This is a genomic window from Halopelagius fulvigenes (assembly GCF_042662625.1).
In the GTDB taxonomy this organism is placed as follows: Archaea; Halobacteriota; Halobacteria; order Halobacteriales; family Haloferacaceae; genus Halopelagius; species Halopelagius fulvigenes.
The window spans coordinates 123577-145919 of record NZ_JBHSXH010000004.1 but is presented as its reverse complement, the minus strand read 5'-3'; the positions used below and the strand labels follow the sequence as shown (position 1 = coordinate 145919).

The window sequence follows — 22343 nt, the reverse complement described above, 5'->3', positions numbered from 1 at the left end:
AAACTACTAAGACGCCAGCCCCGTTCGATGTGGACATAAATGCAAGAGATCCAGACAGACGCGGCACCGGCGAGTATCGGCCCCTTCTCGCAGGGAATCGTCGACGGCGACCGAATCTTCGTCTCCGGTCAGGGACCCGTCGACCCCGACTCCGGAGAGGTAGTGAGCGACGATATCGGAGAACAGACGGAACGAACGCTGAAGAACGTCGCTGCAGTACTTGAAGCCGGTGGTAGCTCTCTTGACGCCGTCGTGAAGACGACCGTATTCGTCACAGATATGTCGAACTACGACGCAGTGAATGAGGTTTACGAGGAGTACGTGGGCGACCCGGCGCCCGCACGCAGCGCCGTTGAAGTCGCGGACCTCCCGATCGACATCGGCGTCGAAATCGAAGCCATTGCGACGACGGATCCATGAAGGCTATCGCAATCCGAAGAGGTGAGACGAAACCGACGCTCGTTGACGTTCCGAGACCGGCCCCCGACGACGGCGAGGTTCTCGTTCAGACGCTCCGCGTCGGCATCGACGGGACCGACCACGAAGTCGTCCGCGGGACCCACGGCGGCTATCCCACCGACGAGGACTACCAAATACTCGGTCACGAAGCAGTCGGTGTCGTCGTTGACGCGACCACTACCGACTTCGAAGAGGGTGACCTCGTCGTCCCAACGGTTCGGCGCCCTCCCGCAGTGGGGTCGAACACGTACTTCGATCGGGACGAACCGGACATGGCGCCGGCCGGAGAGTACGTCGAACGCGGCATCGCCGGCGCGCACGGCTACATGGCGGAGTTCTTCACGAGCCCCGAGCGCTATCTCGTGTCCGTCCCCGAGGAGTTCGCGGAGTACGGTTTTCTCGTCGAACCGATCAGTAACTCGGAGAAGGCGGTCGAACATGCCTTCGCCTCACGGTCGGCATTCGAGTGGACGCCCGAATCTGCGCTCGTGCTCGGAAACGGCCCGCTCGGCTTGCTCACGCTCGCGATGCTTAATCAGGACCGCGGACCCTACAAGTCGTTCGACCGGACGTACTGCCTCGGTCGGCGAGACCGTCCCGACCCGACCATCGACATCATTGAACGACTCGGCGCGACGTACGTCGATTCGCGGACGACGCCGGTGCCGGACATCCCGACCGAATACGAGCCTCAGGACTTCATCTACGAGGCGACGGGATATGCGAAGCACGCGTTCGAGGTGATCGAGGCACTCGCGCCCAGCGGCGTCGCTGCACTCCTCGGAATCCCGGAAGATTGGACGTTCGATGTCGACGGTGGGTCCCTGCACCGCGACATCGTCTTGGAGAACAAAGCCCTCCTCGGAAGCGTCAACTCCCACGTCCCTCACTTCGAGGCAGCCAAAGAGTCCCTCGCAGAGTTCCCCGACTGGTTCGTCGACGAACTCATCACGGGAGTCTATCCCCCAGAAGCGGCGGAACGAGCGTTCGAGACGGACGACGGCGTCATCAAGACGGTCATCGAGTTCGACACCCTATGAGCGAGTACAACGTCCTGTTGATCGGTGAATCGTGGGTGGCACTCTCGTTCGAGATAAAGGGACGAAACGTCCTCCAAGACAGCACCTACGAGGAAGCGGCAGCGTATCTCGTCGCGGCGCTGGAGTCGGCGGGCGCGAACGTCGAGTTTGTCCCGTGCCACGCCGTCCACGAGGAAGTCCCGTCCACGGTAGACGGTCTCGACGTGTACGACCTCGTCCTGTTGAGCGATGTCGGTGCAGACACGCTCCAGATAACGCCGCGCGTCGCGGCGGGCGAGACGGCCGTTGACCGGTGTAAACTTCTCGCTGAGTACGTCGCAGGTGGTGGTGCACTTGGAATGATTGGTGGCTACATGAGCTTCGCTGGTAAGTGCGGTGCGGCGCGGTACGGACGCACTGCCGTCGGTGACGTTCTCCCCGTCACGGTCGCACGCAGCGACGATAGGATTGAGGCACCGGACGGACCGCACCCGCGTCCGACATCCTCTATGCCCGGGTCACCTCCCTCCGAGTGGCCGTCTATCCTCGGTTATAACCGATTTGAGGCGGCAGACGACGCGGAGGTGTGGGCGACGGTCCGCGACGACCCGTTCCTCGTCGTCGGTGACCATGGCGATGGGAGCGCGTTCGCGTTTGCGACCGACTGTGCGCCTCACTGGGCACCCCAGACGTTCCTAGAATGGGAGTACCTTCCAACGCTGTGGGCGTCCATCCTCGACCGCGTCACCGAGTAGAGAGTAATCACCGACTATCGCGACGGCCGAAAGGCTCGGCGTGACCGTCCGCGGAGAGGAACTGCTGTCCAGACGGTCAGATCGGCTAACCAGGAAGAGGAGTCGGGGGTTACAGGTACGATCGAATCCGCTCGACCACGTACTCCGCTTCTTCGTCGGTGAGACACATCGGGTTGACGGTGAAGGCGCTGTCGGCGAGGCTGTCGGCGCCCACGAACACTCGGGGATCCTCTTGTCGGAGTGAGCGGACGAGGTCGATTGTCGTGATGCCGGCCACATCTTCGTCAACAGTGACGACGACTTCGGGCGCGATAGAGACTTTGTCGGCCTCCGTCGTCCGCGTCGAGAGGGCTGGTTCGGCGGAGAGTCTGTCTGCGATTCGGTTCGTCCGGTTGAGCCACTCGTCACCGAGTGCGTCATGGTCCTCCTCGATGAACAGTTCGAGAGATTTGATGAGACCGACCAGCTCCTCCTTCCCCACCTTCAGTGAGCGACCGATACCCTGTCTGGGGACGCCGTCGTAGCGGTCGACATCGACCAGGCCGCTCGGCGGGTCCCAGACCGGTTCCGCAGCGTGCATGTCCAGTTGTTGGAGGGCCACAGACTCGACGAGATCCTCTCGCCCCGCCAGAATCCCGGTCGTCTGGGGGCCGCGGATGGCCTTTCCACCGCTGAATGCTACGAGGTCTGCCCCCTCGTCGATAAATCGAGAAAGGTTCGACGTGGGCGGTACCTCCGCTGCGGCGTCTACTATCACCGGAACGTCATGAGCGTGTGCGATTTCGACGACCTTCGGAAGTGGGGGTTCGGTGTACTCCTTCTGAAGATAAGCGATGGCTGCCGTCTCCTCGGTGATCGCCTCCGCGATCTCCCATGGTTCCACGTTTCGTGACCCAGTCCCAAGGTGGTGATCGTTCGTCCCCACGTCGACGATTGTCGCCCCCGCAGCCCGGAGGGCGTGGTCGTAGCCGGAACGGTGGGTTCGCGGGACGATTATCTCATCAGCGAGTCCCTCGGTGTCTGGAAGCTGGTACATCGCATCGATATCGTCTCCCGCGATGCAGGCGGCGGCACCGAGCATGAGTCCTGCCGATGCACCGCACGTCACGTAGCCCGCCTCCGCGCCGGTTACGTCGGAGATGAGTTCGCTCGCCCGGGCCTGAAGATCTGAGATGCGGACGAACGAACGGGCGGCGTCAGTCATCGCTTCAACCGCCTCTTCGCGGATGAGACTCCCGCTAATCCGGGTTTTCGTCCCGGTTGCATTGACTACGGTCGGTACTCCAAGGTCGTCGTAGATCGAATCCGTCATTGCGTATCTCCGAATCTGACCGCACTCGCTTAAATATCGGGGTAGACGAGTATTCTCCAATTCGGCCGTATCCTCGTCGCTATAGGAGATATATTTAATTGGATAAACTTCAGCACGCTCGATTGTGTGGTTATTTGGTAATTTAGTAGAATTCAAAAATAGTGCCCGTAGTATTGTGTAAGACCCCTATTACGTACGTAGAATCAAAATATTTACTATACTATTGGCATACAATATGTCTGTATGATTGTATTGTTCTAGTGGAGTACAAGAAAATATATTTGTGTGAATATCCTTCTCTGTATACAACCCTTTATATCATAGTGCTGTAACAATACCCAGTTTCCGGGTATACGTACGGCTTCTTTGAAATTTCACTCAAATGTTTCCGTCGACCCCCGGAGCGATCCCAGAATCGGGGGTTGACGGGGGTAGTTACACGTCTCTGGTTGTCATCACTGTGGTGGTAGCGAGAACGCCTGTCGCCGGCCGTCAGGTATCTCCCCCTTACGTTTATGCTACCTGCTGACGAATTTGTCATGTTACATGCCAACACTTAGCAAGAGCAGATTGACGGAGATGTTCTCCGACATGGTGACCGCTCGGTACTACGAAGAGCAGTTACAGGAGGAGTACCTCGAGGGAAAACAGCCGGCGTTCGACATCTCGGCGGGTCCGATTCCGGGAGAGTTACACCTAGCGAGCGGTCACGAGGCGTCCGCCGCGGGCGTCTGTCAGCACCTTCGCCCCGAAGACACCGTGACCGCGCCACACCGACCGCACCACGTCGCCATCGCGAAGGGAGTGGACCTCGAGCGAATGACCGCCGAAGTATTCGGAAGGAAGACGGGTCTCAGCGAGGGGAAGGGGGGGCACATGCACCTGTACGACCCCGACGTCAACTTCGCCTGTAGTGGTATCATCGCCCAGGGCGTCCCGCCCGCGGTCGGCGCCGGGTTCGCCGCGAAGAAACGGAACACGGACAACGTCGCCGTCGCCTTCCTCGGCGAGGGCGCCATCAGTCAGGGCGCGTTCCTGGAGTCGCTGAACCTCGCGTCCGTACACGACCTGCCCGTCGTCTTTGTCATCGAGGACAACGACTGGGCCATCAGCATGCCGAAAGAGCGCGTAACGGACGTCGAAGACGGATCTCGCCGCGCCGGCGGATTCGACATGCCGGGAACCCGGGTGGACAGCGACGACGCCGTCGCTGTCTACGAGGCGGCCGGCGAGGCCATCGGCCGCGCGCGCGACCGGAACGGGCCGACTCTCATCGAACTACAGGTCCACAGGCGAATGGGGCACTTCATGGGCGACCCCGAGACGTACCGTCCTGAAACGGACAGCGAGGGGGCGGCTACGCGAGACCCGATAGACCGACTTGCCGATGACCTCCGCGCTCACGGTGTGGAGGACGAGGAACTTGACGAGATACGCGATAGCGCACACGAACGAGTTGACGACGCCATCGAGTGGGCCGTGGAACAGCCGCAACCGGACCCGGAGGACGCGTACGAGGACATGTTCGTCAACCCCATGAGCGGTGTCACGGAGAGCGAACCGTCCTACGAACTCGAAGGAGGTGAGGAGTGATGTCCGAATCCACAGTCACCAGAAACCTGACGATGAGCAAGGCGATGGTCGAAGCCATCGCATACGAGATGCGCGAGAACGAGGAAGTGTTCTACATGGGCGAGGACGTCGCCGACTACGGCGGCATCTTCGACTCCACGGAAGGCCTCCTCGACGAGTTCGGGTACGGCCGCGTCATGGACGTGCCCATCAGCGAGACGGCGTATATCGGGTCCGCCGTCGGCGCCGCGATGCAGGGGATGCGCCCCATTGCGGAGCTCATGTTCGTCGACTTCTTCGGCGTCGGCATGGATCAGATATACAACTTCATGGCGAAGAACACGTATATGAGCGGCGCGAACGTGAGCGTCCCGATGGTGCTCACGGCCGCCGTGGGCGGCACGTACAACGACGCCGCCCAGCATTCGCAAACCCTCTACGGGACGTTCTCGCACCTCCCGGGGATGAAGGTGGTCGTCCCGTCGACGGCGTACGACGCGAAGGGACTGATGCACAACGCCATCCGCGACGACGACCCGGTCGTCTATCTGTTCCACAAGCGACTGATGGGTATCGGCTGGATGCCGGCGCCCGACGGCCCGCAGACCCCCGTTCCAGAGGAGGATTACACGATACCGTTCGGTAGCGCCGACGTCAAGCGCGAGGGAGACGACGTGACCATCGTGACGTTGGGACTGCACGTCCACCGCGCGATGGACGCCGCAGAGCAACTCGCCGAAGACGGGGTGGAGGCGGAGGTCGTCGACCTCCGGACGCTAGTCCCCCTCGACGACGAGACGGTCGTAGAATCAGTCAGTAAGACCAACAACCTCGTCGTCGTCGACGAGGATTACCGCTCGTTCGGCGTGACGGGCGAGATAATCGCCCGGGTCGCCGAACACGACGTCGGGATTCTGAACTCCGTTCGGCGTCTCGCAGTGCCCGACGTCCCCATTCCGTACGCGCGGCCGATGGAGAACGAGGTCATCCCGAACGTGGACGACATCGTGAAGGCCGTCAGGAACATCGAACGATGAGCGACGAGAACAGAGTTCTGGTCGACACGGACGACCTGTGGCCCGAGGACACCGACGAGGACGAGGGGGTGGTCACCAACTGGTTCACCGACGAGGGGAGCGCCGTCACGGAGGGTGAAACGATCGCGGAGATCCAGATCGAGAAGGTGACCGTCGACGTCCCCGCCCCCGCATCGGGCGTCCTCTCCGATCGGGTCCTCGAGAAGAACGACGAGTTCGGGCGCGGCGATACGCTCGCGTATATCGAGCCTCAGTGAGAGACCGGTCGGCGTGAGCGCGCGAGGTGACCCTCGCACGTGACCCCGGCCGTTGCTGCCCCGACCGCGGCGAACTGCCGACGGCGGTGACTACACGTCCTGAGCTGGCAGACACGGATATCTATTTGTCCACATTTCGGGCGCTGAGTCGCCCTCGCCCCGATTCGGAGTTGACGACGTTTTTAAGACACGAGACACCGTCTGTCATGTTATGTCGTAGCATAGCCACACGAACCGAACGAGGTTCGATCCGAGAGGACCGACCAACCAATCATCCGATAAGCGAAACAGACACGACAATCAAAATATATGCCTAGAGTACGATTGAAAATCAAACTGCCACACGATTCATTGGTTCGGTATTCGATCGAACATCCAGATAGCGAATTTCATATCCTTTCCTCCCGGCGTACAGAAAATCGCCTACAGGTAGTTGTCAAAGCTGCGACACTTGATTCGAACGCGCTTATCCGAACTCTCGACGAAGCCCCTGAGATACGGTTCTACGATGTACTGCATGAGGATAAACAAAGAGTATTGCTTCAGATCGAAACTGAAGAACACTCACCCCGTGCTATAGCGCGCAGTGTCGGCATGCTACCACAGTATCCCATGGTTTTGCGCGACGGCTGGCAAACGATCGAAACGATCACGTCGTGGGAACGACTGTCACAGCTCAAAGTCGAATTCGAAGAGAACGACGTTTCATTCGAAATTCTTTCCGTTACACAACCGGTTGAAGTGACCGACCTCTTGACTGATCGTCAATGGGAAGTTCTCACCGAAGCAATCACACGTGGATACTACAATACTCCACGCGGTTGTTCATTGACAGACCTCGCAACGACATTGGACGTCAGTCCATCGGCAGTGAGTGGGGTCCTCCACCGTGCCGAAGAGCAAATCATCAAAGCGTTCGCCGCCAACGCAGAACTGGGAATCAAGAGCCGCTTACGAGATCGTTGACGACCAGAGCACATTCCAATTGGTTATCACGACGTTGCCCGCCAGCGTCTGCGAGCGATGTAGTCGGAAAATCGGGAGCGAGGTGAATATCTTCACGCGAATAGCGATAGTTCCGCCACGCATAGTAGATAGTATGGTTGTAACACGACCGAACAGGGGGCATCGACAGCAGTTTCGTCAATCCAGCCAAACGCAGCGACAGACGGATCGGTCACTTCAATTGGAGAAGCGAGACCTATGTTGAGCGATGCCGAGAAACGACTTGTCGACCGCTACTTCGATGAGATACTAACCGACGGTGATTTCGGTGACAGTGACAAGATACTCGCGCCGGACTTCACCATCTCTGGTTTAGAGACCCTCCGAGATAGAGAGCAATTTCTCGAAGTTCAATCGACAGTGCTTCGTGAGGCATTTCCTGACCTAACGTTCGATTTACACGATGTATTTGGGGACGAGAACAAGGTTGCGGTTCGGGCCACGATGCGAGGGATGCATCAAGGAGAGTACCTTGGGATAGCACCAACGAGTAATCAAGTTGCGGTCGAAACGATAACGATACTTCGACTCTCTGGAGAGCGGATTGTAGAGGTTTGGTCGGAAATGGATTCACTAACTTGGTTTCAGCAACTCGGAGCTATTCCACAGATGGACTGGCAAACAGAGAGACAAAGCACAGCTCGAGAATGACAGTACTGCTATACACTCATGGAAAACAAGGATACACAAGAACGCGGAACGTCGAGGGAGCAAATCACCGAACTAGTCTCATCGTGGCCAGGGATTACGGTAGACGAAGGTCGATTTAACTCGACGAGCTTCAAACTCGCGGGCAGAGAGATCGGTCACCTTCACCCGAGGCTAGCAGACATCGACTATCCACAATCGCTCCGAAATCAGTTGATTGCGGACGGGTTAACAGAACAACACCATGCTGTTCCAGAACATCCGAATGCAACGACCTTTCACATCGAATCGGCTGACGACATTGACCATGTCGTTTGGCTGTTCCGGCTCTCATACCTCATTCATGTAGCAATTCAGCAGGAGGTCGGGAAGGGGAAATCAGAATCCGTCGACATCGATGTCCAGAAAGAACTGGATCTTTGACATCTTGCCCTGAGGGCTGATCTAGGCCCGTGATCAATAAGAGGGTATCTCGCTGGAATCCGGTCAAGTCTACTCTCGCGGAGATGAATGTTCCTGTCGCGCGGCCTCGGTCGTACCTATCTCTCCGCCGCGCACATCCGGCAACTCCGCCGGACGCACATGGCCGAGATGTTCGAAGGAAACGACGAGTATTCGGGAGACGGGTGAGGTCGACGGGCGTTTCTGACCGCTCTGTCCTACCCGCCGCCGGAGAGGAGTTCGGAGACCTGAACCACCATCAGCGCGAGGAAGATGAGCGCGCTGATGACGAGCATCGAGTTCGAGAGCCAGTGGTTCCGTCGTCCCGGGCTGACCGTATCGGAGTTAAGGAGCAACAACAGGACAACGGCGAGGAACGGCATGATCAGCGCCCCGAGCGCACCGTACAGTACGATGAGGAACACCGGCCGTCCGAAGAAGTACAGAAGCATCGGCGGAAACGTCAGCCAGAGCACGTAGAACTTGTACCACTTCGTCCCGCTGAGTTCCGACTCGTCCGCCGGTTTGATGGTCTCCTCGGTCACCGTCTCGACGAAGTCGGCGAACAGGTAGGAGACGCCGTGCCAGACGCCGAGCAGGGAGGTGAACGAGGCGGCCCAGAAGCCGACGAGGAACCCCGTTCGCAGGAGGGGATGTAGCTCGTTGCCGAGGTTGCTCGCGAGGACGATGAGCCCCTCCTCTCCAGAGACGGACGCGCCCGTCCCGTACAGGAGCGCCGCGCTCATCACGATCAGCGCGATGGAGAATATCCCCGTTATGATGTACGCCGAGGAGGCGTCGAGCCGCATCGTGGGGATGTGGCGCGGACTGTTCCAGTCCTTCTCCGCGAGCCAGTAGCCGTACGACGCCATCGTGATAGTCCCGCCAGCGCCGCCGACGAGTCCCAACGCATAGACGACCGACCCCTCGGGAAGCGCGGGGATTCCCGTGGCGATGATGTCGCCGAGTTGCGGGAGGACCAGCACCGCCGAACCGATGACGCTCACGAACATGAGCGAGACGAAGGCGGTGATGATCTTCTCGAACGTCTCGTAGCGGTTCAACAGTACCAGCGCGCACCCGGCGATGGGATGGACGACGACGTACACCCAGAAGGGGATGCTCGGAAACAGCGCATTCGCAGCTAGCGAACAGGAGGCGGCGACGGCCGCGCCGTAGACGAACCCCCAGATGACTGTGTAGCCGCCGAAGAACCCCGTCGCCCACCGACCCAACGAATCGATGCCCTCGAGGAAGGTCTCGCCGGTTGCGAGGTGGTACCGCCCCACCCCTTCGTTCAGCGCGAACTTGACGGCCACGCCGAGCACGATGGCCCACACGAAGTTCAGTCCGTACCTGCTGCCGGCGACGAGGGCGGCGACCAAATCGCCCGCGCCGACGCCGGTGGCAGCGACGAGCAGTCCCGGTCCGATAAGCGACCACTTCGGTTCGTCTCCTCCATCGGTTCCATCGCTCATGTTACTCGCTGCCATAATATCTCCTCAGATTCGCTATTGATAGTTCATTTGGCCGAAAGGACCGGCACCCGCACGCCGGACTCCCGCGCCTACCACACAGGATGCGAGCCACAGTATGATGTAATTCAGAGATGAGGGAAGAGACTATCACCCATCGCAGACGGATACTCTTTGATGCATTCCGAACGACTGTTGCACTCTCTCTTCGGTGCGTACATCGGTGCTGTCCTCCTAGTGTGGGGAGTAGGAGGTGGAGCGGCGTTTCCGGAAGTGTACGGACTAAAGAGCGCTAATCTGGCTCTGCTGATAGTCCTCGTCGGTTTGTTATACGCGTACGTCTATCAGCAGTTGTCCGAAACATAGAGACACCTACCAAGGGGTTGATTCGTTCAGGCTCGTTCTGGATAGGTCTTCGAGAGTAGACGCTAGCACGCACCGAGAGCACCGGTCTCAACTAAATGATCAGTAGATTGATTTTCTCGCCGACGGAACCGATTACCGATGCCCTCCACACCGTTGTTCGAACCCAGCGAATTCTTTGCCCGACGGTCGCCGTCACTGAGTGGTGCCGCGATAATCCTGCTTCTCGCCGGAATCGTCGCCGTCGCGAGTGCGGCACCCTTCATGGACCAGTACAGTCCCATCGAATTTTCGACCGAAATGCTCGTGTTCTCCGTTCTGTTCGGCGGTCTGCTCGGTGCCGTCGTAATCTGGACCGTATCGACGATCGCAGTGTATCTACTGTCGGCACTTGCCGGCGGATCAGGTCCCCTCTCTCAAGTCGCGGCGAACATCGGGTGGGCGCTGTTGCCCCTCTTGCTGATGAACACGATCACGACGGCTACGATCTGGATTTTCGCGTCGTTCGGTGGACTCCCGACCGTGACACCGACTCGGATGCAGTACCCGTCCTGGTTGGTACTGTTCAACTCGGTCATCGGCGTAGTGGGGTACCTCTGGATCGGGTACCTGCTCACCTACGCGATCAGCGAGGCTCGGAATCTGGCCGTCCGACGCTCGGCGGTCATCGCGGGACTCGTCGTCCTCTTTCCGATACTCAACGCCCTTTTGAGCCTCTTGTAACGTCGCCGCCAACGGGCGGCCTCTCGTTTATCGGACGAACTGATGTGAAATCTAACCGATATATCTAGTATCGCTCGGGCAGCTTCTGTCAAAAGAGAACGATGACGTTCACAGAGACCGGTGCGGACGGGGTGCCGGCCGTCGCGGTGGAGGACCTGCGGAAAACGTTCGAGAGCGGAGACGGAGCCATATGACAGAGTTCGACGGCGAACCGCTCCATTGTCGATACTCGCTACAAGTAACTTCCATCTAGTCTGGAATTTCACAGAGATGGTGCCGAGTTCTTCCCTTACGGGAATAGCGTTGTAATGGGAGGAAGGAACGGTAAACTGAGCTCAGTCGGTGGAGGGTGAGACGTTAAACCGGCTCTCTTCTTCGGAATGTTCTTTTACAGATATGATTGTACTCATACTCCGGAAGAGGATTAGATATGCGTACGTATCTCGTCTGCCAGTAGAATCGGTTTTGACGCTCAAACCGTTCAAAACGGCTTTTGCGGTGACAAAGACAGTTGGCCGAGGTACCCGACATCCCCATCTGATTCAAGAGATCTGTTTCGATGTTGGTTTAGATCGACTGCTACCAAACGTAAGTATTATTTTCTTCGATTTCGATTCATAATGTATGGTTCAGGTCGAATGGTCTCCTCAAATACCCCATTTTCCCACAGCTCATTATGTACAATAATATATGTCTATAAGAGACTTGGCCGATTATCGCATTCGCCGACTCGGTACGAAGAGCGGACGACCGCCGGTCGAAGCTCTCACTCAGATTTCCCGCTACTCTCTCTCGACGATGAGGTGTTCAGAGAGCGACTGCGCACAGCTCGCGGGAACGAGAAGGTGACCGTCTCCGTTGCGGTCGAACGACGTGGGCCGTTCTGACTCCAGAGTCACGAGAAACTGCTTCAACTCGCCCGTTCGGACGTCTACCGTAACGCTCCGTAGCGTCCCTAGCTTCGACCCGTCGGAACCCACTACTGGGGTTCCCTCCAGTTCCGTTCCCAACATATTAGTCATAAATACAGATTCTACTGAATATTGATAAATAATTCGGTGGCTCGTATCTCCGTTTCAGTCGCGTTGCCTCCCAGTCGAGCGAAATCGCCAGCGGAGAGTGCATTCGGGGCTGAGACGGTCGTAACGGAAGAGGAAGAGGTCGAAAGCGGACGAGAGTCCCGAGACGAGCGTTCGACGAGCCGATATCTTCGCCGTCGGTCGTTACGTCCCCATGCCGGCGGAGAACCTGGTAACTCGCGGAGGAGCGTCCCTCCGCTCCGAAGGTATTTACCAGCGGAAGATGAGTACCGACGCAATGCGACAGTCCCTCTCCCGCCGTCAGTTTCTCGCCGGGACCGGCGCGGGGTGTGCCGCCGTCGCCGGAGTCCCCCTGACGGCGACCGCCGACACCCGGTCTTCTTCCGGGGCCGACGGATCCGCCCAGTCCGATATCGAATCGCTCCTCGACGACTTGGTGGAGTCGAGCCTCGGGGAGTACGATATTCCGGGAGCGAGCGTCGCCGTCGTGACGGGCGGGGACACCGTTCTAACCAAGGGGTACGGGGTCGCGGACCGGGCCACCGGGAGGGTCGTCGATCCGGACGCCACCCCGTTCCGCATCGGGTCGGTGTCGAAGCCGGTCGTCGCGACGGCGTTGATGCAACTCGTCCAACGCGGCGAAGTCGAGCCAGACGCCGGCGTCGCCGAATACGTCGACGTCCCCATCGACGGGTACGACGAAGAACCGGTCACGCTCCGTCAACTCGTCACCCACCGAGGCGGTTTCGAGGCGACGAACCGGGGTATGTGGATTCCGGACGCCGAGACCCTCCGACCGCTCGAATCGTACCTCCGCAACGACGCGCAGAAGCGCGTTCGACCGCCGGGTACTGCCGGGTCCTACTCGAACTACGGGTACGGGCTCGTCGGGCAAGTGCTGGCCGCGACGGCGGACGAACCGTTTCACCGCGCGATAGACGATGCGCTCCTGACGCCGGCCGGCATGTCGCGGAGCAGTTTCCGACAGCCCCTTCCCCAACCGCTCGCCGACGCGCACGCGACGGGATACGGCCCGACCGGGATCTATCGCGGCGGTGCGTTTCCGCTTGTCGGACTCCGACCGGCGGGGGCGATGTCGGCGACCGCGACCGACATGGCGCGGTTCCTCGAACTCCAGTTGAATGACGGTCGGGTCAGGGGCGAACGGGTCCTCGAACCGGGGACGATCGGCGCGATGCACGAGCGGTGGGCGACGCATCACGAGCGGTTGTCGGGGATGGCGTTCGGGCTGATCGAGGAGTTCCGCGGCGACGTTCGCACCCTCTGGCACAACGGCGCGACGCTGTCGTTCTACAGCCACCTCGTACTCGTCCCGGAGTACGGCCTCGGCCTGTTCGTGTCGTTCAACGACCCGAATGGGAGCGCCGCCGCGGGCGATGTCGTCGATGGCGTCCTCGACGATGTGCTCCCGGAACCGGACGGGGCGTCACTGTCCCCCGACGGGGCGCCGTCGCGCGCCGAAGCCATCGAGGGAACGTACCGGTCGCTGCAGCGGTCGTACACGTGGCACGACCGGGTGACGTCCGTCCTGAACGCCGCCACGATAGACGTTCGCGTCGCGTCGGACGGGACACTCGTCACGGACCACGGGAACACCACGCGGCGGTGGGTCGAGATCGAACCGCTCGTCTTCGAACGCGTCGAAGGGGGACAGCGACTCGCCTTCGGCGAACGGGACGGAGAGGTTCGGTACCTGTTCCTCGGCGGCAGTCCGACGGCGTACGACCGCGTCGACGGCTTAGAGCGGCTTCGATTCCATGGACTACTCGCGCTCTGTACGGTCCTCGGAACGCTCTCGGCGGTCGTCGGCTGGCCCGCGGCCGCGCTCTATCGGTATCTTCGCCTCGGGAGTACCGCCGCCGGAGGCGATTGGCGAACGCTCCTCGGACGGCGCACGACGCGGGCGAGACTGGTCGCCGGGGGGTCCGCGGTGGCAATCTTCGCGGCGCTGTTCCTGGTCGTCGGACACTTCCTAGCGGCGCCGCTGGTGGTGCTCTCGGACCCCCCGCTCACGTTCCGAGTGCTGTTCGTCGGCCCGGTACTCGGACTGCTCGGAACGCTCGCGGCGGCCGGAATCGGCGTTCGGGCCGGGAGTAGGGGGGAATGGGGTCGAACGAGCGGAGCCCACTACGCACTCGTCGTTGGTTCGCTGTTCGGACTCTGTTGGCTGCTGTGGTACTGGAACCTCCTGCTTCCGCCCGGATGATCCGGAGGTCCCCGGCCTCGGTTTCGCCCGGTTACTCGCCGAGGGCGTCGACGGTGGAGTTCTCCCACCGGCGGCGGTTTTCGAGCGCCCGCTTGCCCTTCTCGGTCAGGTCGTAGTAGTTCGTCCGCCGGTCGATCTGTCCCTTCTCGACGTAGTCCTCTTCGACGAGGGCGTCGAGGTTCGGGTAGAGGCGACCGTGGTTGATATCGTCGTGCTGTTTCTCTAACTCTTCTTTCACTTCTTGGCCCGAAGGCTCGTCGAGTCCGGCGATGACGGTGAGCGTGTCGCGCTGAAATCCGGTGAGGTCGAACACTTGATCGGTCATGTTCTTTCAATTAAAAGCAGATAACATATACTATCTGGCAGGTAATCTTTAATGTCTCTAACTCTTATATTTATGAGGTCGCCAGTACACCGTTCGAGCGTGGCGTTTACTGTCTTCTGAGTGTCACGTTCGGTCGCCGAAAGTCGCGTGTTCCCTACGAGAACGACGGGAGAACTTCCTCCTCGTAGAGGTCGAACGCCGCCTCTTGGTCGTCGCCGATCTGGTGGATGTACACGTGGTCGTAGCCCGCGTCGAGGGCCTGTTGGATGCTGTCGATGTGCTGTTGGGCGTCGGGGCCGGTCATGATGCTGCCCTCGGCGATGTCCTCCTCGGAGACCATCTGCGTCGCTTGCTCGAAGTGCGTCGGCGTCGGCAGAATCGCGCTCAGTTCGCCCGGCAGTCCCGAGTTACGCCACTTCTCGTGGGCGGTGGAGACGCCTTCCTCGTCGGTGTCGGCGACGCAGGCGTGGAGTTGGCAGAGTCGCGGCCCCTCGCCGCCGTGTTCTTCCCACGTCTCTATCACGTCCTGCGGTCCGACCGACCAGAAGCCGTCGCCGATGTCGGCCGCCGCCCGCGCCGCGTGTTCTCCGTACGCCGAGACGCAGATGGGCGGTTGCTCGTCCGGGAGCGTGTAGAGTTGCGCGTTCTCGACGGTGTAGTGCTTCCCCCGGTGACTGACTTGCTCGCCCGTCCAGAGTTTCCGGACGACGTCAACGGCCTCCTCCAGCATCTCCAGTCGAACCTCGTGTTCCGGCCACCGGTCGCCGTAGATGTGCTCGTTGAGGTTCTCGCCCGTCCCGACGCCCGCGAAGAACTGCCGCCCGTCGAACATCGCCGCCGTCGTCGCGGCCATCTGCGCGTACAGCGCCGGGTGATAGCGGAGTATCGGCGGGGTGACGCCAACGCCGACGTCGATGTCGTCGGTCCCCTCCGCGACGCCGCCGAGGGCCGTCCACGCGAACGGCGCGTTCCCTTGCGCGTCTATCCACGGGTGGTAGTGGTCCGAGATGGAGAGGAAGTCGAAGCCGACCTCCTCCGCGCGCTTGGCGTGGTCCACGAGGTCGGTGGGGCTGTGCTCCTCGCTCGATAAGGTGTAGCCAATTTCGGTCATGAGGGGTCGAAGCGGTCGGTCCGAAGCCGACCTTTCGAAGCACTCGACCTGTCATGTCACTAAGTCCACTGCTTGCCTATGGACGGCCGTCCGACCCTCGGAGGAGAACCGACCGCGCGAGCCGAGTCTCCGCCCGCCTCGACTACTCGTCCCGGAGGAACGCCTCGTCGCCGTACCGTTCGCGGAGTTCGCGGAACCGCTCTCGCTGTTCCCGAATCGTCGGCGTGTCGCCCTCGTAGGCGTACTCAAACATCTCCTCGGGGTCGGCCTCGTAGGACTCCAAGCGTTCGACGGCGTCCACCAACGTCTCCTCTATCTCCTCGTCTATCGCCGCGACGCGTTCGTCGGTGAGGCGGCCCGTCTCGCGCAGGAACGACTCGAAGCGGTCGATGGGATCCTTCCGCCGCCACTCCTCGACGTCCGCCTCGTCGCGGTACGCCGAGGGGTCGTCGGCGGTGGTGTGCGCGCCGTAGCGGTACTGCACCGCCTCGATGAGCGTCGGGCGCGGCCGTTCGCCCGCCTCCGACCGCGCCTTCTCGCGGGCCGCCCGCGTCACGACGTACGTCGCCAGCGGATCCATCCCGTCCACCTGAATCCCCTCGAACCCGTAGGCGTGTGCCTTCTGCGCGAACGTCCGACTCGCCGTCTGACGCTCTCGGGGCGTCGAGATGGCCCACTGGTTGTTGTTGCAGACGAACAGGGCGGGAACGTCGTACACGCCCGCGAAGTTGAGCGCTTCGTGGAAGTCGCCCTCCGACGTCGCGCCGTCGCCGAAGTGCGCCACCGCCACCCGGTCTTCGCCGCGGAGTTTCGTCGCCATCGCCATCCCGACGACGTGCGGCAGGTGGTCGGCGATGGTGATGTTGAGGGGGAAGACGTCGATATCGGCGAGTTCGGCGTTGCCGCGTTCGTGCCCCGCCCAGTAGAGGAGGTACTCCCACGGGAACCCGCGCGCGACCACCGCGCCGTGTTCGCGGTACTGGTAGGCGATCACGTCCTCCGGCGCGAGCGCGTAGGTGGACCCTATCTGGGACCCCTCCTGTCCCGCCAGCGAGGAGTACGTCCCCATCCGACCCTGCCGCTGGAGGCTTATCATCCGCTCGTCGAACCGGCGGCAGAAGCGCATGTCGCGGTACATCGCCACGAACGTCTCGTCGTCCAGGTCGGGCACGAGGTCCGGCGCGACGACGGTTCCCTCTTCGTCCAACACCCGCACCCTGTCGTCCGGTTCGCGCGAGAACAGGTCGTCCGTCGGTGCCATCTCACTGAGGTTCGCGGAGGGGCGACAAGAAGTGTCCGGTCGGAGTGCGACACTCAGGCCTCGATTATCTCGACGAGGTTCGACTCGGGGTCGCGGAGGAAGCAGACCCGCGACCCGCTTTCGGTCGTCTGCGGTTCGCTCAGCGTCTCAACGTCGGACGGGAGCGACTCGTGGAACGAGTCGATGTCGTCCACCGCGAAGCCGAGGTGCTTCGCGCCCGAGTGGTTCACCTCCTCGGTCGGAACGTCCTCGCCGGCGGGGTCGTACTCCACGAGTTCGACGCGGACGCCGTCCGCGTCCAAATGAGCGAACCGCCCCGTCGCACCGTCCACGCCCACGGCGGTGGCGAAGGCGTCGCCCGAGACGGTGAAGCGGTCGATCACGTCGAATCCGAGGACGTCGCCGTAGAACTCCACGGAGCGGTCCAGGTCGTCGACGGTGATGCCGACGTGGTGTGCGCGAAGGTCGGTCATACCGTACACCCCTCGCGCCGCCCGGAAATGTGCTTCGTCTCCGCGGTGAGCACGGAGAATCGCCGAGGAGACTGCGCCCCGAGCGTGCACCGATACGATACTCAGTAGTCCAGCAGCGCCAATCGAACGGCGTCGGACAGGCCGGATATCCGCGCCGCGTGCTCCCACGATTCCTCCCGAATGCCGTTCGTGACGTAGGCGAACCCGACGTTCAGTTCCGGGTCGCCCCACCCGAAGACGCTGCCGAGACCGGCGTGGCCGAACATCCGTTCCCGGCTGAACGAGCCGAACATGTCGTTGGCCAAGCCGCCGGTCCAAAAGCCGAGGGCGTACCGCGCCGGTCGAGACAGCGTCCCGTCGGACTCCGTTTCGGCGTGGGTCCGCGTCGCTTCGGCGACCGTCTCTTCGTCGAGGAGGCGCGTCCCGTCGAGTTCGCCGCCGTTGGCCATGCAGGCGTAGAACCGCGCCATGTCCCGCGCGGTTCCGACGCCGTTCGCCGCCGGAATCACCGCTCGGCGGACGGCCTCCTCGTTGAACGCCGCCGCCGACTCGGAGGCGGGGATTCCGAGTCCCTCGCCGGGGTCGCGGCACCGGTCGAACACGTCGAACCCGGTCAGGGTGGCGACGTCGTCCTCTTCGTCCTCGGCCAACCCGATCGACGACCGGTCCATCTCTAAGGGGTCGAACACGTTCTCCGCGACGTACTCGTCGACGCGTTGTCCGCTGATGCGACGGACGAGTTCGCCGACGACCCACCCGTAGTTGAACGTGTGGTACGCCGGCCGTTCGCCGGGTTCGAATACGGGGTCGATGTCCTCCATCGCTCGGACGACCGCGTCCCAGTCGCCCCACTTCTCGGCCTCGTCGTCGAACTCGCCGTACGGGATGCCGGCGGTGTGGCTGAGCACCTGCCGTATCGTGATCTCGGACTTCTGCGCGCCCTCGTCGGCGAACTCGGGCCAGTGTTCGACGACGGGGTCGTCGTAGTCGGCGTCCCCCTCTTCGAGGAGTCGGTGCAACCCCGCCCCCGCGTACGGTTTCGTACACGAAAACAGGAGGTGGCGGGTCTCTTCGGTGGTCTCGCCGCCGTCCGGACCGGTCGTTCCGCCCGCGAAGTCCACGACGAGTTCGCCGTCGACGTAGACGGCGAGTTGGGCTCCGTGGTGCAAACCGACGGCGAGATGACGGTCGAACTCTGCCCTGAGTCGCTGTCTGTCGCTGTCGCTGAGTCGTGGCACGACCCTAATGATCTTTTATTGATGATAAGCGTTTGGGAGAGGCGAGGGAGTCGCAGACGAACGCTCGTACGCGTGTCCGAAAGCCCTCGACCCGCAGTCAGTGCCGCCCCGCGCGCGTCGTCCGGACGGACATCGTCGTGAGGACGACGCCGCAGAGACAGAGGAGCGTGCTGAGGAGGAGTCCGATGACGAGCGAGAGCGTCCACGTCGCCTCGGCGGTGACGGTCCACCAGACGCCGACGAACCCGACCGCCGCCAGCACCGCGCCGGGCGCGCCGAGGAAGAACCGGGGGTAGCGGATGCCGCCCGTCCGGAGGAGTCGCACCGCGACGGAGAAGCCGTGCCGGACCGGGTTCGACGTGTTCGGGTCGGGAACGTCGTAGTTGACGGAGATGGGCACCTCGGTGACCGTCAGGCTGCGTTCGCTGGCCGATTCGAGCATCTGCGATTCGACGCCGAATCCCGCGTCGGTCACCGCCACCGTCTCGATCGCGGTTCTGTCGAACGCGCGAAAGCCCGACTGGGAGTCGGTGACGGAGTACCCCGTGTTCGCCTCCGTGATGCCGTCGAGGACTCGCTGGCCGACGCGGCGGTACAGCGCCGTCTCTCCCCGGTTCCCGTCGAGATACCGGCTCCCGATGACGATGTTGGCCGGCCCCTCGGCGCACGCCGTGAGAAGCGCGTCCGCCTCCTTCGGTCGGTGCTGCCAGTCGCCGTCCACGAGGACGAGGTACTCCCAGTTGTTCTCGCGGGCGTACTGGAAGGCGTTCTCGATGGCCATCCCCTTCCCGCGGTTGGTGTCGTGTCTGAGGACGCGCGCGCCCGCCGCCGCGGCGAGTTCGGCCGTCGCGTCCGTGCTCCCGTCGTCCACCACGAGGACTTCCTCCGCGACAGTCAGCGCCTCCAGCACCACGCTCCCGATGGTCGCAGCCTCATTGTACGCCGGAATTACGATTAACGCGTCTGTTCGCCCGGCTTCTTCGGGCACCGTTTGCCTCGCCTCGCCCGTCTCGACCATCCTGTCCATCTTTTGCTGAGCATTACCGCGGACGGAATAAGTGCTTTCGTGCAAAAGAGTACATAAGACCTATTAACCGCGAAATAGTGTAGCGTCCGACGCACGACGAGCGCTGTTTCCGTTTTTCGGGCTCTCTCCGCCGTAGACGGCCGGTTCACGCACCGGCCGGCGTCTCCCCCTCGGACCAGACGGGCGACTCGACGGAACGCGTCGGTCGCCACGGTGAGATAGGCTTAAGAAGCTAATTCGCCGCCCTCGGGTTTAATTTCCAACTTCAAAATTCGGTATTTTGTGCGGGGTCGAACAGGTTGTGATATCGCGGTCGGTCACGGCCACGCCCGCGGGCGAGTCCGAATCGATTGGATTTCGTCGTCAGCGAACGGTCCTCGCCGTACGAAGTATCATCCGCAGGATATGAATTAGGAGCGCGTGACGGAGAACCGCAAGACGCGGATCGTACTCGAAGATTGAACTGTCTGATACGGGGGCACAATGCACCGCACCGCCCATTTACCTTTCGAAGGCCTTCACGCCAGGGCTGTCATTCCGACTCGATTGGGACTGCGGTACAGCGTTATGTGTCCGGAGGCTGTTATCTACGTCGGACCTATGACACGCGACGACCTTCGGACGGCTGCGGAGGACAGCGCGAACCCGCACGGCGACTCGTCGGGAGTCACGTTCGACCGGCGGACGGCGATAAAGACGGCCGTCGCTGGACTGGGAGCGGTGACCCTGCCGTGGGGGACTGCCGCGGCGTCGTCGCGGACGGACACTCAGTCCGACGACCTGCACTCGCTGATGATAACCGCCAACGGCCCGTTGGAGTACGAGTTCACCGTGGACGGGACGTTGGAGGCGGACACGGAGCACGGCGACTTCTCGGCCGACAGCGACGACGAACCGAAGTACGTCGAGAACAGTCCCAGCGTCTACACGGTGATAGACGAGACGGGGCCGACGCTGGAGAACGCGGGCGGGACGGCGTTCCATGGTGACCGGTTCCTGGTCGATTACTACGCCCACCTCACCCTCGACGCGCACCCCGACTACGAGGCGAACGTCTACCTCGACGAGACGCTGGTGACCGTGGACGAACTGAACCGGATGCAGTTGACGGACCCGAGCCTGCATACCCTGACGATAGCGGCGAACGGCCCCACCTCGTACGAACTGCAGGTCGAACCGGAGATGACGCCCGACCACAAGGGCGGGAACTTCTCGGCGGACGAGGACGACGCGCCGACGGAGAACGCCGACGGGACGTTCACCGCCGCGGGCACGACGGGACCGCTCTCGAAGGAGGCGGGCGCGAAAACCGTGCTCGGGGACCGCTACCTGTTCTCGGGGTCCGTCGAGACGCTGGACCTCCAGTTGAGCGACTCGTCCCACGAGAAGTACGTCTACCTCGACGAGAAACCGGTGAATCCGAGCGTCGTCCGACAGATGCGATTCTGAGGCGGCCGACGCGCGTCCGCGGACGGCGACTCGCCTCTCCGCGGCGGATTTTCGGACGCCCGCCGTCACCGCGGGACGGTACTTTTTTGACACCCCGTCGCCGCAGAGCGGTGCGGTAGCGCACCGAATCGGGACTCGACTCCCGCGCCGGGAGGAGCAAGCGACCCCGTGCGCGCGCCCGACGGTGTGCATCCCGCGGTCATCGTGCACGCCGCGCACGGTGAACGTCGAGAGCAGTTATCTGTCTCGGCGTTGTCATCAGTAACTGGTATGAGAGAGAACGACTATCAAACGAGGCGGGCGGACGGTCCCTCCCAGTCCAGAGCGAGGGGCGCGACGTTCGACCGACGGACGGCGATAAAGGCGGCCGTCGCCGGACTGGGGGCGGCGAGTCTCCCGGTCGGAAGCGTCGCGGCGGAGGGGACCGACGAGTCGGACGACGTCCACACGCTGATGATCGCCGCGAACGGCCCGACGGAGTACGAGTTCACCGTGGACGGGACGTTGGAGGCCGACACCGTGGGCGGCGACTTCTCCGCCGACGACGACGACGAACCCGGCGACGGGCCGGGCCCGTACAACGCGGCAATCACGGACACGACGGGACCGTTACCCGAGGACGCGGGCGGGACGACGTACCTCGGCGACCGGTATCGAACCTTCGGGTACATCTCGTTCGAGGTGGAAGACTCCGGGTACGACGTGAACGTCTACTACAACGGCGACCCCGTCGCGCCCGCCGACGTACCCGACTGGCAGACCGACGACGGCGACCTGAACCTCCTGACTATCGCGGCCAACGGTCCCACCGAGTACACCATCCAGGCGGAGGGCACGTTGAACCCCGACACCGTGGGCGGTAACTTCTCCGCCGACAGCGACGACGAACCGGTCGAGAACGACGACGGGACGCTCACCGCCGCGGACGAGACGGGACCGCTACCCGCCGACGCCGGCGGGTTAACGTATCTCGGCGACCGCTACCTGTTCTCCGGAACGGTCGAGGAACTGAGCCTCACTCCCGCCGACCCCTCGTACAACGTGGAGGTGTACCTCGACGAGCGGATAGTCTCTCCCTCGACCGTCCGGGACAACGACTTCTGACTCCCTCCCCGAGACCGTTTCC

General features: G+C 62.0%; 22 protein-coding genes. 13 read left to right on the top strand and 9 right to left on the bottom strand.

The features are described from left to right. Nucleotides 1-39: 39 nt before the first annotated feature. The 3 genes from ACFQEV_RS01240 to ACFQEV_RS01230 are packed head-to-tail and all read left to right on the top strand — an operon-like array spanning nt 40 to nt 2233. Nucleotides 40-420, top strand: coding sequence for a Rid family detoxifying hydrolase (locus tag ACFQEV_RS01240; RefSeq protein WP_379692083.1), 381 nt, complete (start codon nt 40-42; stop codon nt 418-420). Beyond that, complete coding sequence (locus tag ACFQEV_RS01235; RefSeq protein WP_379692082.1) at nt 417-1499, top strand: glucose 1-dehydrogenase; 1083 nt, start codon at nt 417-419, stop codon at nt 1497-1499. Before ACFQEV_RS01240 ends, ACFQEV_RS01235 begins: the two co-directional genes overlap by 4 nt. Continuing rightward, a complete protein-coding gene (locus ACFQEV_RS01230; RefSeq protein ID WP_379692081.1) occupies nt 1496-2233 on the top strand; it encodes a glutamine amidotransferase in 738 nt (245 codons plus the stop codon). The genes ACFQEV_RS01235 and ACFQEV_RS01230 overlap by 4 nt, the downstream gene beginning before the upstream one ends. 109 nt (nt 2234-2342) lie before the next feature. Here the strand turns inward: ACFQEV_RS01230 and ACFQEV_RS01225 are convergent, their stop codons facing one another. Further along, nucleotides 2343-3545 carry an aminotransferase class V-fold PLP-dependent enzyme gene (locus tag ACFQEV_RS01225; protein WP_379692080.1) on the bottom strand — a complete coding sequence of 401 codons (1203 nt, stop codon included), beginning with the start codon at nt 3543-3545 and terminating at the stop codon, nt 2343-2345. Nucleotides 3546-4124: 579 nt separating this feature from the next. On the opposite strand from ACFQEV_RS01225, the gene ACFQEV_RS01220 reads away from it, so the two are divergent. From ACFQEV_RS01220 to ACFQEV_RS01195, 6 genes are all read left to right on the top strand, one after another. After that, nucleotides 4125-5138 carry a thiamine pyrophosphate-dependent dehydrogenase E1 component subunit alpha gene (locus ACFQEV_RS01220; RefSeq protein WP_379692207.1) on the top strand — a complete coding sequence of 338 codons (1014 nt, stop codon included), beginning with the start codon at nt 4125-4127 and terminating at the stop codon, nt 5136-5138. Beyond that, on the top strand, nt 5138-6154 hold the full coding sequence (locus ACFQEV_RS01215; RefSeq protein ID WP_379692079.1) for an alpha-ketoacid dehydrogenase subunit beta: 1017 nt from the start codon (nt 5138-5140) through the stop codon (nt 6152-6154). Before ACFQEV_RS01220 ends, ACFQEV_RS01215 begins: the two co-directional genes overlap by 1 nt. Next, the gene (locus ACFQEV_RS01210; RefSeq protein WP_379692078.1) at nt 6151-6411 is read left to right on the top strand and encodes a lipoyl domain-containing protein; all 261 of its coding nucleotides are present in this window, start codon (nt 6151-6153) and stop codon (nt 6409-6411) included. Before ACFQEV_RS01215 ends, ACFQEV_RS01210 begins: the two co-directional genes overlap by 4 nt. A gap of 324 nt (nt 6412-6735) precedes the next feature. Continuing rightward, nucleotides 6736-7377 (top strand): helix-turn-helix domain-containing protein, encoded by a 642-nt coding sequence (locus tag ACFQEV_RS01205; RefSeq protein ID WP_379692077.1) that lies wholly within the window; start codon nt 6736-6738, stop codon nt 7375-7377. Nucleotides 7378-7614: 237 nt separating this feature from the next. Next, nucleotides 7615-8067, top strand: coding sequence for an ester cyclase (locus tag ACFQEV_RS01200; protein ID WP_379692076.1), 453 nt, complete (start codon nt 7615-7617; stop codon nt 8065-8067). 18 nt (nt 8068-8085) lie between these two features. Beyond that, a complete protein-coding gene (locus ACFQEV_RS01195) occupies nt 8086-8487 on the top strand; it encodes a luciferase domain-containing protein (protein ID WP_379692075.1) in 402 nt (133 codons plus the stop codon). 236 nt (nt 8488-8723) lie between these two features. Here the strand turns inward: ACFQEV_RS01195 and ACFQEV_RS01190 are convergent, their stop codons facing one another. Beyond that, nucleotides 8724-9998 carry an Nramp family divalent metal transporter gene (locus ACFQEV_RS01190; RefSeq protein WP_379692074.1) on the bottom strand — a complete coding sequence of 425 codons (1275 nt, stop codon included), beginning with the start codon at nt 9996-9998 and terminating at the stop codon, nt 8724-8726. 486 nt (nt 9999-10484) lie between these two features. Between ACFQEV_RS01190 and ACFQEV_RS01185 the strand changes: the two genes are divergently transcribed. Further along, on the top strand, nt 10485-11066 hold the full coding sequence (locus tag ACFQEV_RS01185) for a YIP1 family protein (RefSeq protein WP_379692073.1): 582 nt from the start codon (nt 10485-10487) through the stop codon (nt 11064-11066). Between the two features lie 782 nt (nt 11067-11848). Here ACFQEV_RS01185 and ACFQEV_RS01180 read toward each other — a convergent pair. Beyond that, nucleotides 11849-12079: a PRC-barrel domain-containing protein gene (locus ACFQEV_RS01180; RefSeq protein WP_379692206.1), complete on the bottom strand. Its 231-nt coding sequence runs from the start codon at nt 12077-12079 to the stop codon at nt 11849-11851. A 304-nt stretch (nt 12080-12383) separates the two neighbouring features. Here ACFQEV_RS01180 and ACFQEV_RS01175 point away from each other — a divergent pair, with 304 nt between their 5' ends. After that, a complete protein-coding gene (locus ACFQEV_RS01175; RefSeq protein WP_379692072.1) occupies nt 12384-14333 on the top strand; it encodes a serine hydrolase domain-containing protein in 1950 nt (649 codons plus the stop codon). A 31-nt stretch (nt 14334-14364) separates the two neighbouring features. On the opposite strand, the gene ACFQEV_RS01170 is transcribed toward ACFQEV_RS01175, so the two are convergent. The 6 genes from ACFQEV_RS01170 to ACFQEV_RS01145 all read right to left on the bottom strand — a co-directional run bounded on the left by ACFQEV_RS01170 (nt 14365) and on the right by ACFQEV_RS01145 (nt 19768). Next, a complete protein-coding gene (locus tag ACFQEV_RS01170; RefSeq protein WP_379692204.1) occupies nt 14365-14646 on the bottom strand; it encodes a PadR family transcriptional regulator in 282 nt (93 codons plus the stop codon). 166 nt (nt 14647-14812) lie between these two features. Then, complete coding sequence (locus tag ACFQEV_RS01165; protein WP_379692071.1) at nt 14813-15769, bottom strand: TIGR03557 family F420-dependent LLM class oxidoreductase; 957 nt, start codon at nt 15767-15769, stop codon at nt 14813-14815. A gap of 142 nt (nt 15770-15911) precedes the next feature. Then, complete coding sequence (pdhA, locus tag ACFQEV_RS01160; protein ID WP_379692070.1) at nt 15912-17030, bottom strand: pyruvate dehydrogenase (acetyl-transferring) E1 component subunit alpha; 1119 nt, start codon at nt 17028-17030, stop codon at nt 15912-15914. Nucleotides 17031-17083: 53 nt separating this feature from the next. Further along, nucleotides 17084-17503 carry a VOC family protein gene (locus ACFQEV_RS01155; protein ID WP_379692069.1) on the bottom strand — a complete coding sequence of 140 codons (420 nt, stop codon included), beginning with the start codon at nt 17501-17503 and terminating at the stop codon, nt 17084-17086. A gap of 101 nt (nt 17504-17604) precedes the next feature. Continuing rightward, entirely contained in the window at nt 17605-18741 is a 1137-nt protein-coding gene (locus ACFQEV_RS01150; protein WP_379692068.1) for a serine hydrolase domain-containing protein, read from the bottom strand. A gap of 97 nt (nt 18742-18838) precedes the next feature. Next, nucleotides 18839-19768 (bottom strand): glycosyltransferase family 2 protein, encoded by a 930-nt coding sequence (locus ACFQEV_RS01145; RefSeq protein ID WP_379692067.1) that lies wholly within the window; start codon nt 19766-19768, stop codon nt 18839-18841. A 600-nt stretch (nt 19769-20368) separates the two neighbouring features. On the opposite strand from ACFQEV_RS01145, the gene ACFQEV_RS01140 reads away from it, so the two are divergent. Continuing rightward, complete coding sequence (locus ACFQEV_RS01140; protein WP_379692066.1) at nt 20369-21217, top strand: hypothetical protein; 849 nt, start codon at nt 20369-20371, stop codon at nt 21215-21217. A 270-nt stretch (nt 21218-21487) separates the two neighbouring features. Continuing rightward, nucleotides 21488-22321 carry a hypothetical protein gene (locus ACFQEV_RS01135; RefSeq protein WP_379692065.1) on the top strand — a complete coding sequence of 278 codons (834 nt, stop codon included), beginning with the start codon at nt 21488-21490 and terminating at the stop codon, nt 22319-22321. The last annotated feature ends 22 nt before the right edge of the window (nt 22322-22343 follow it).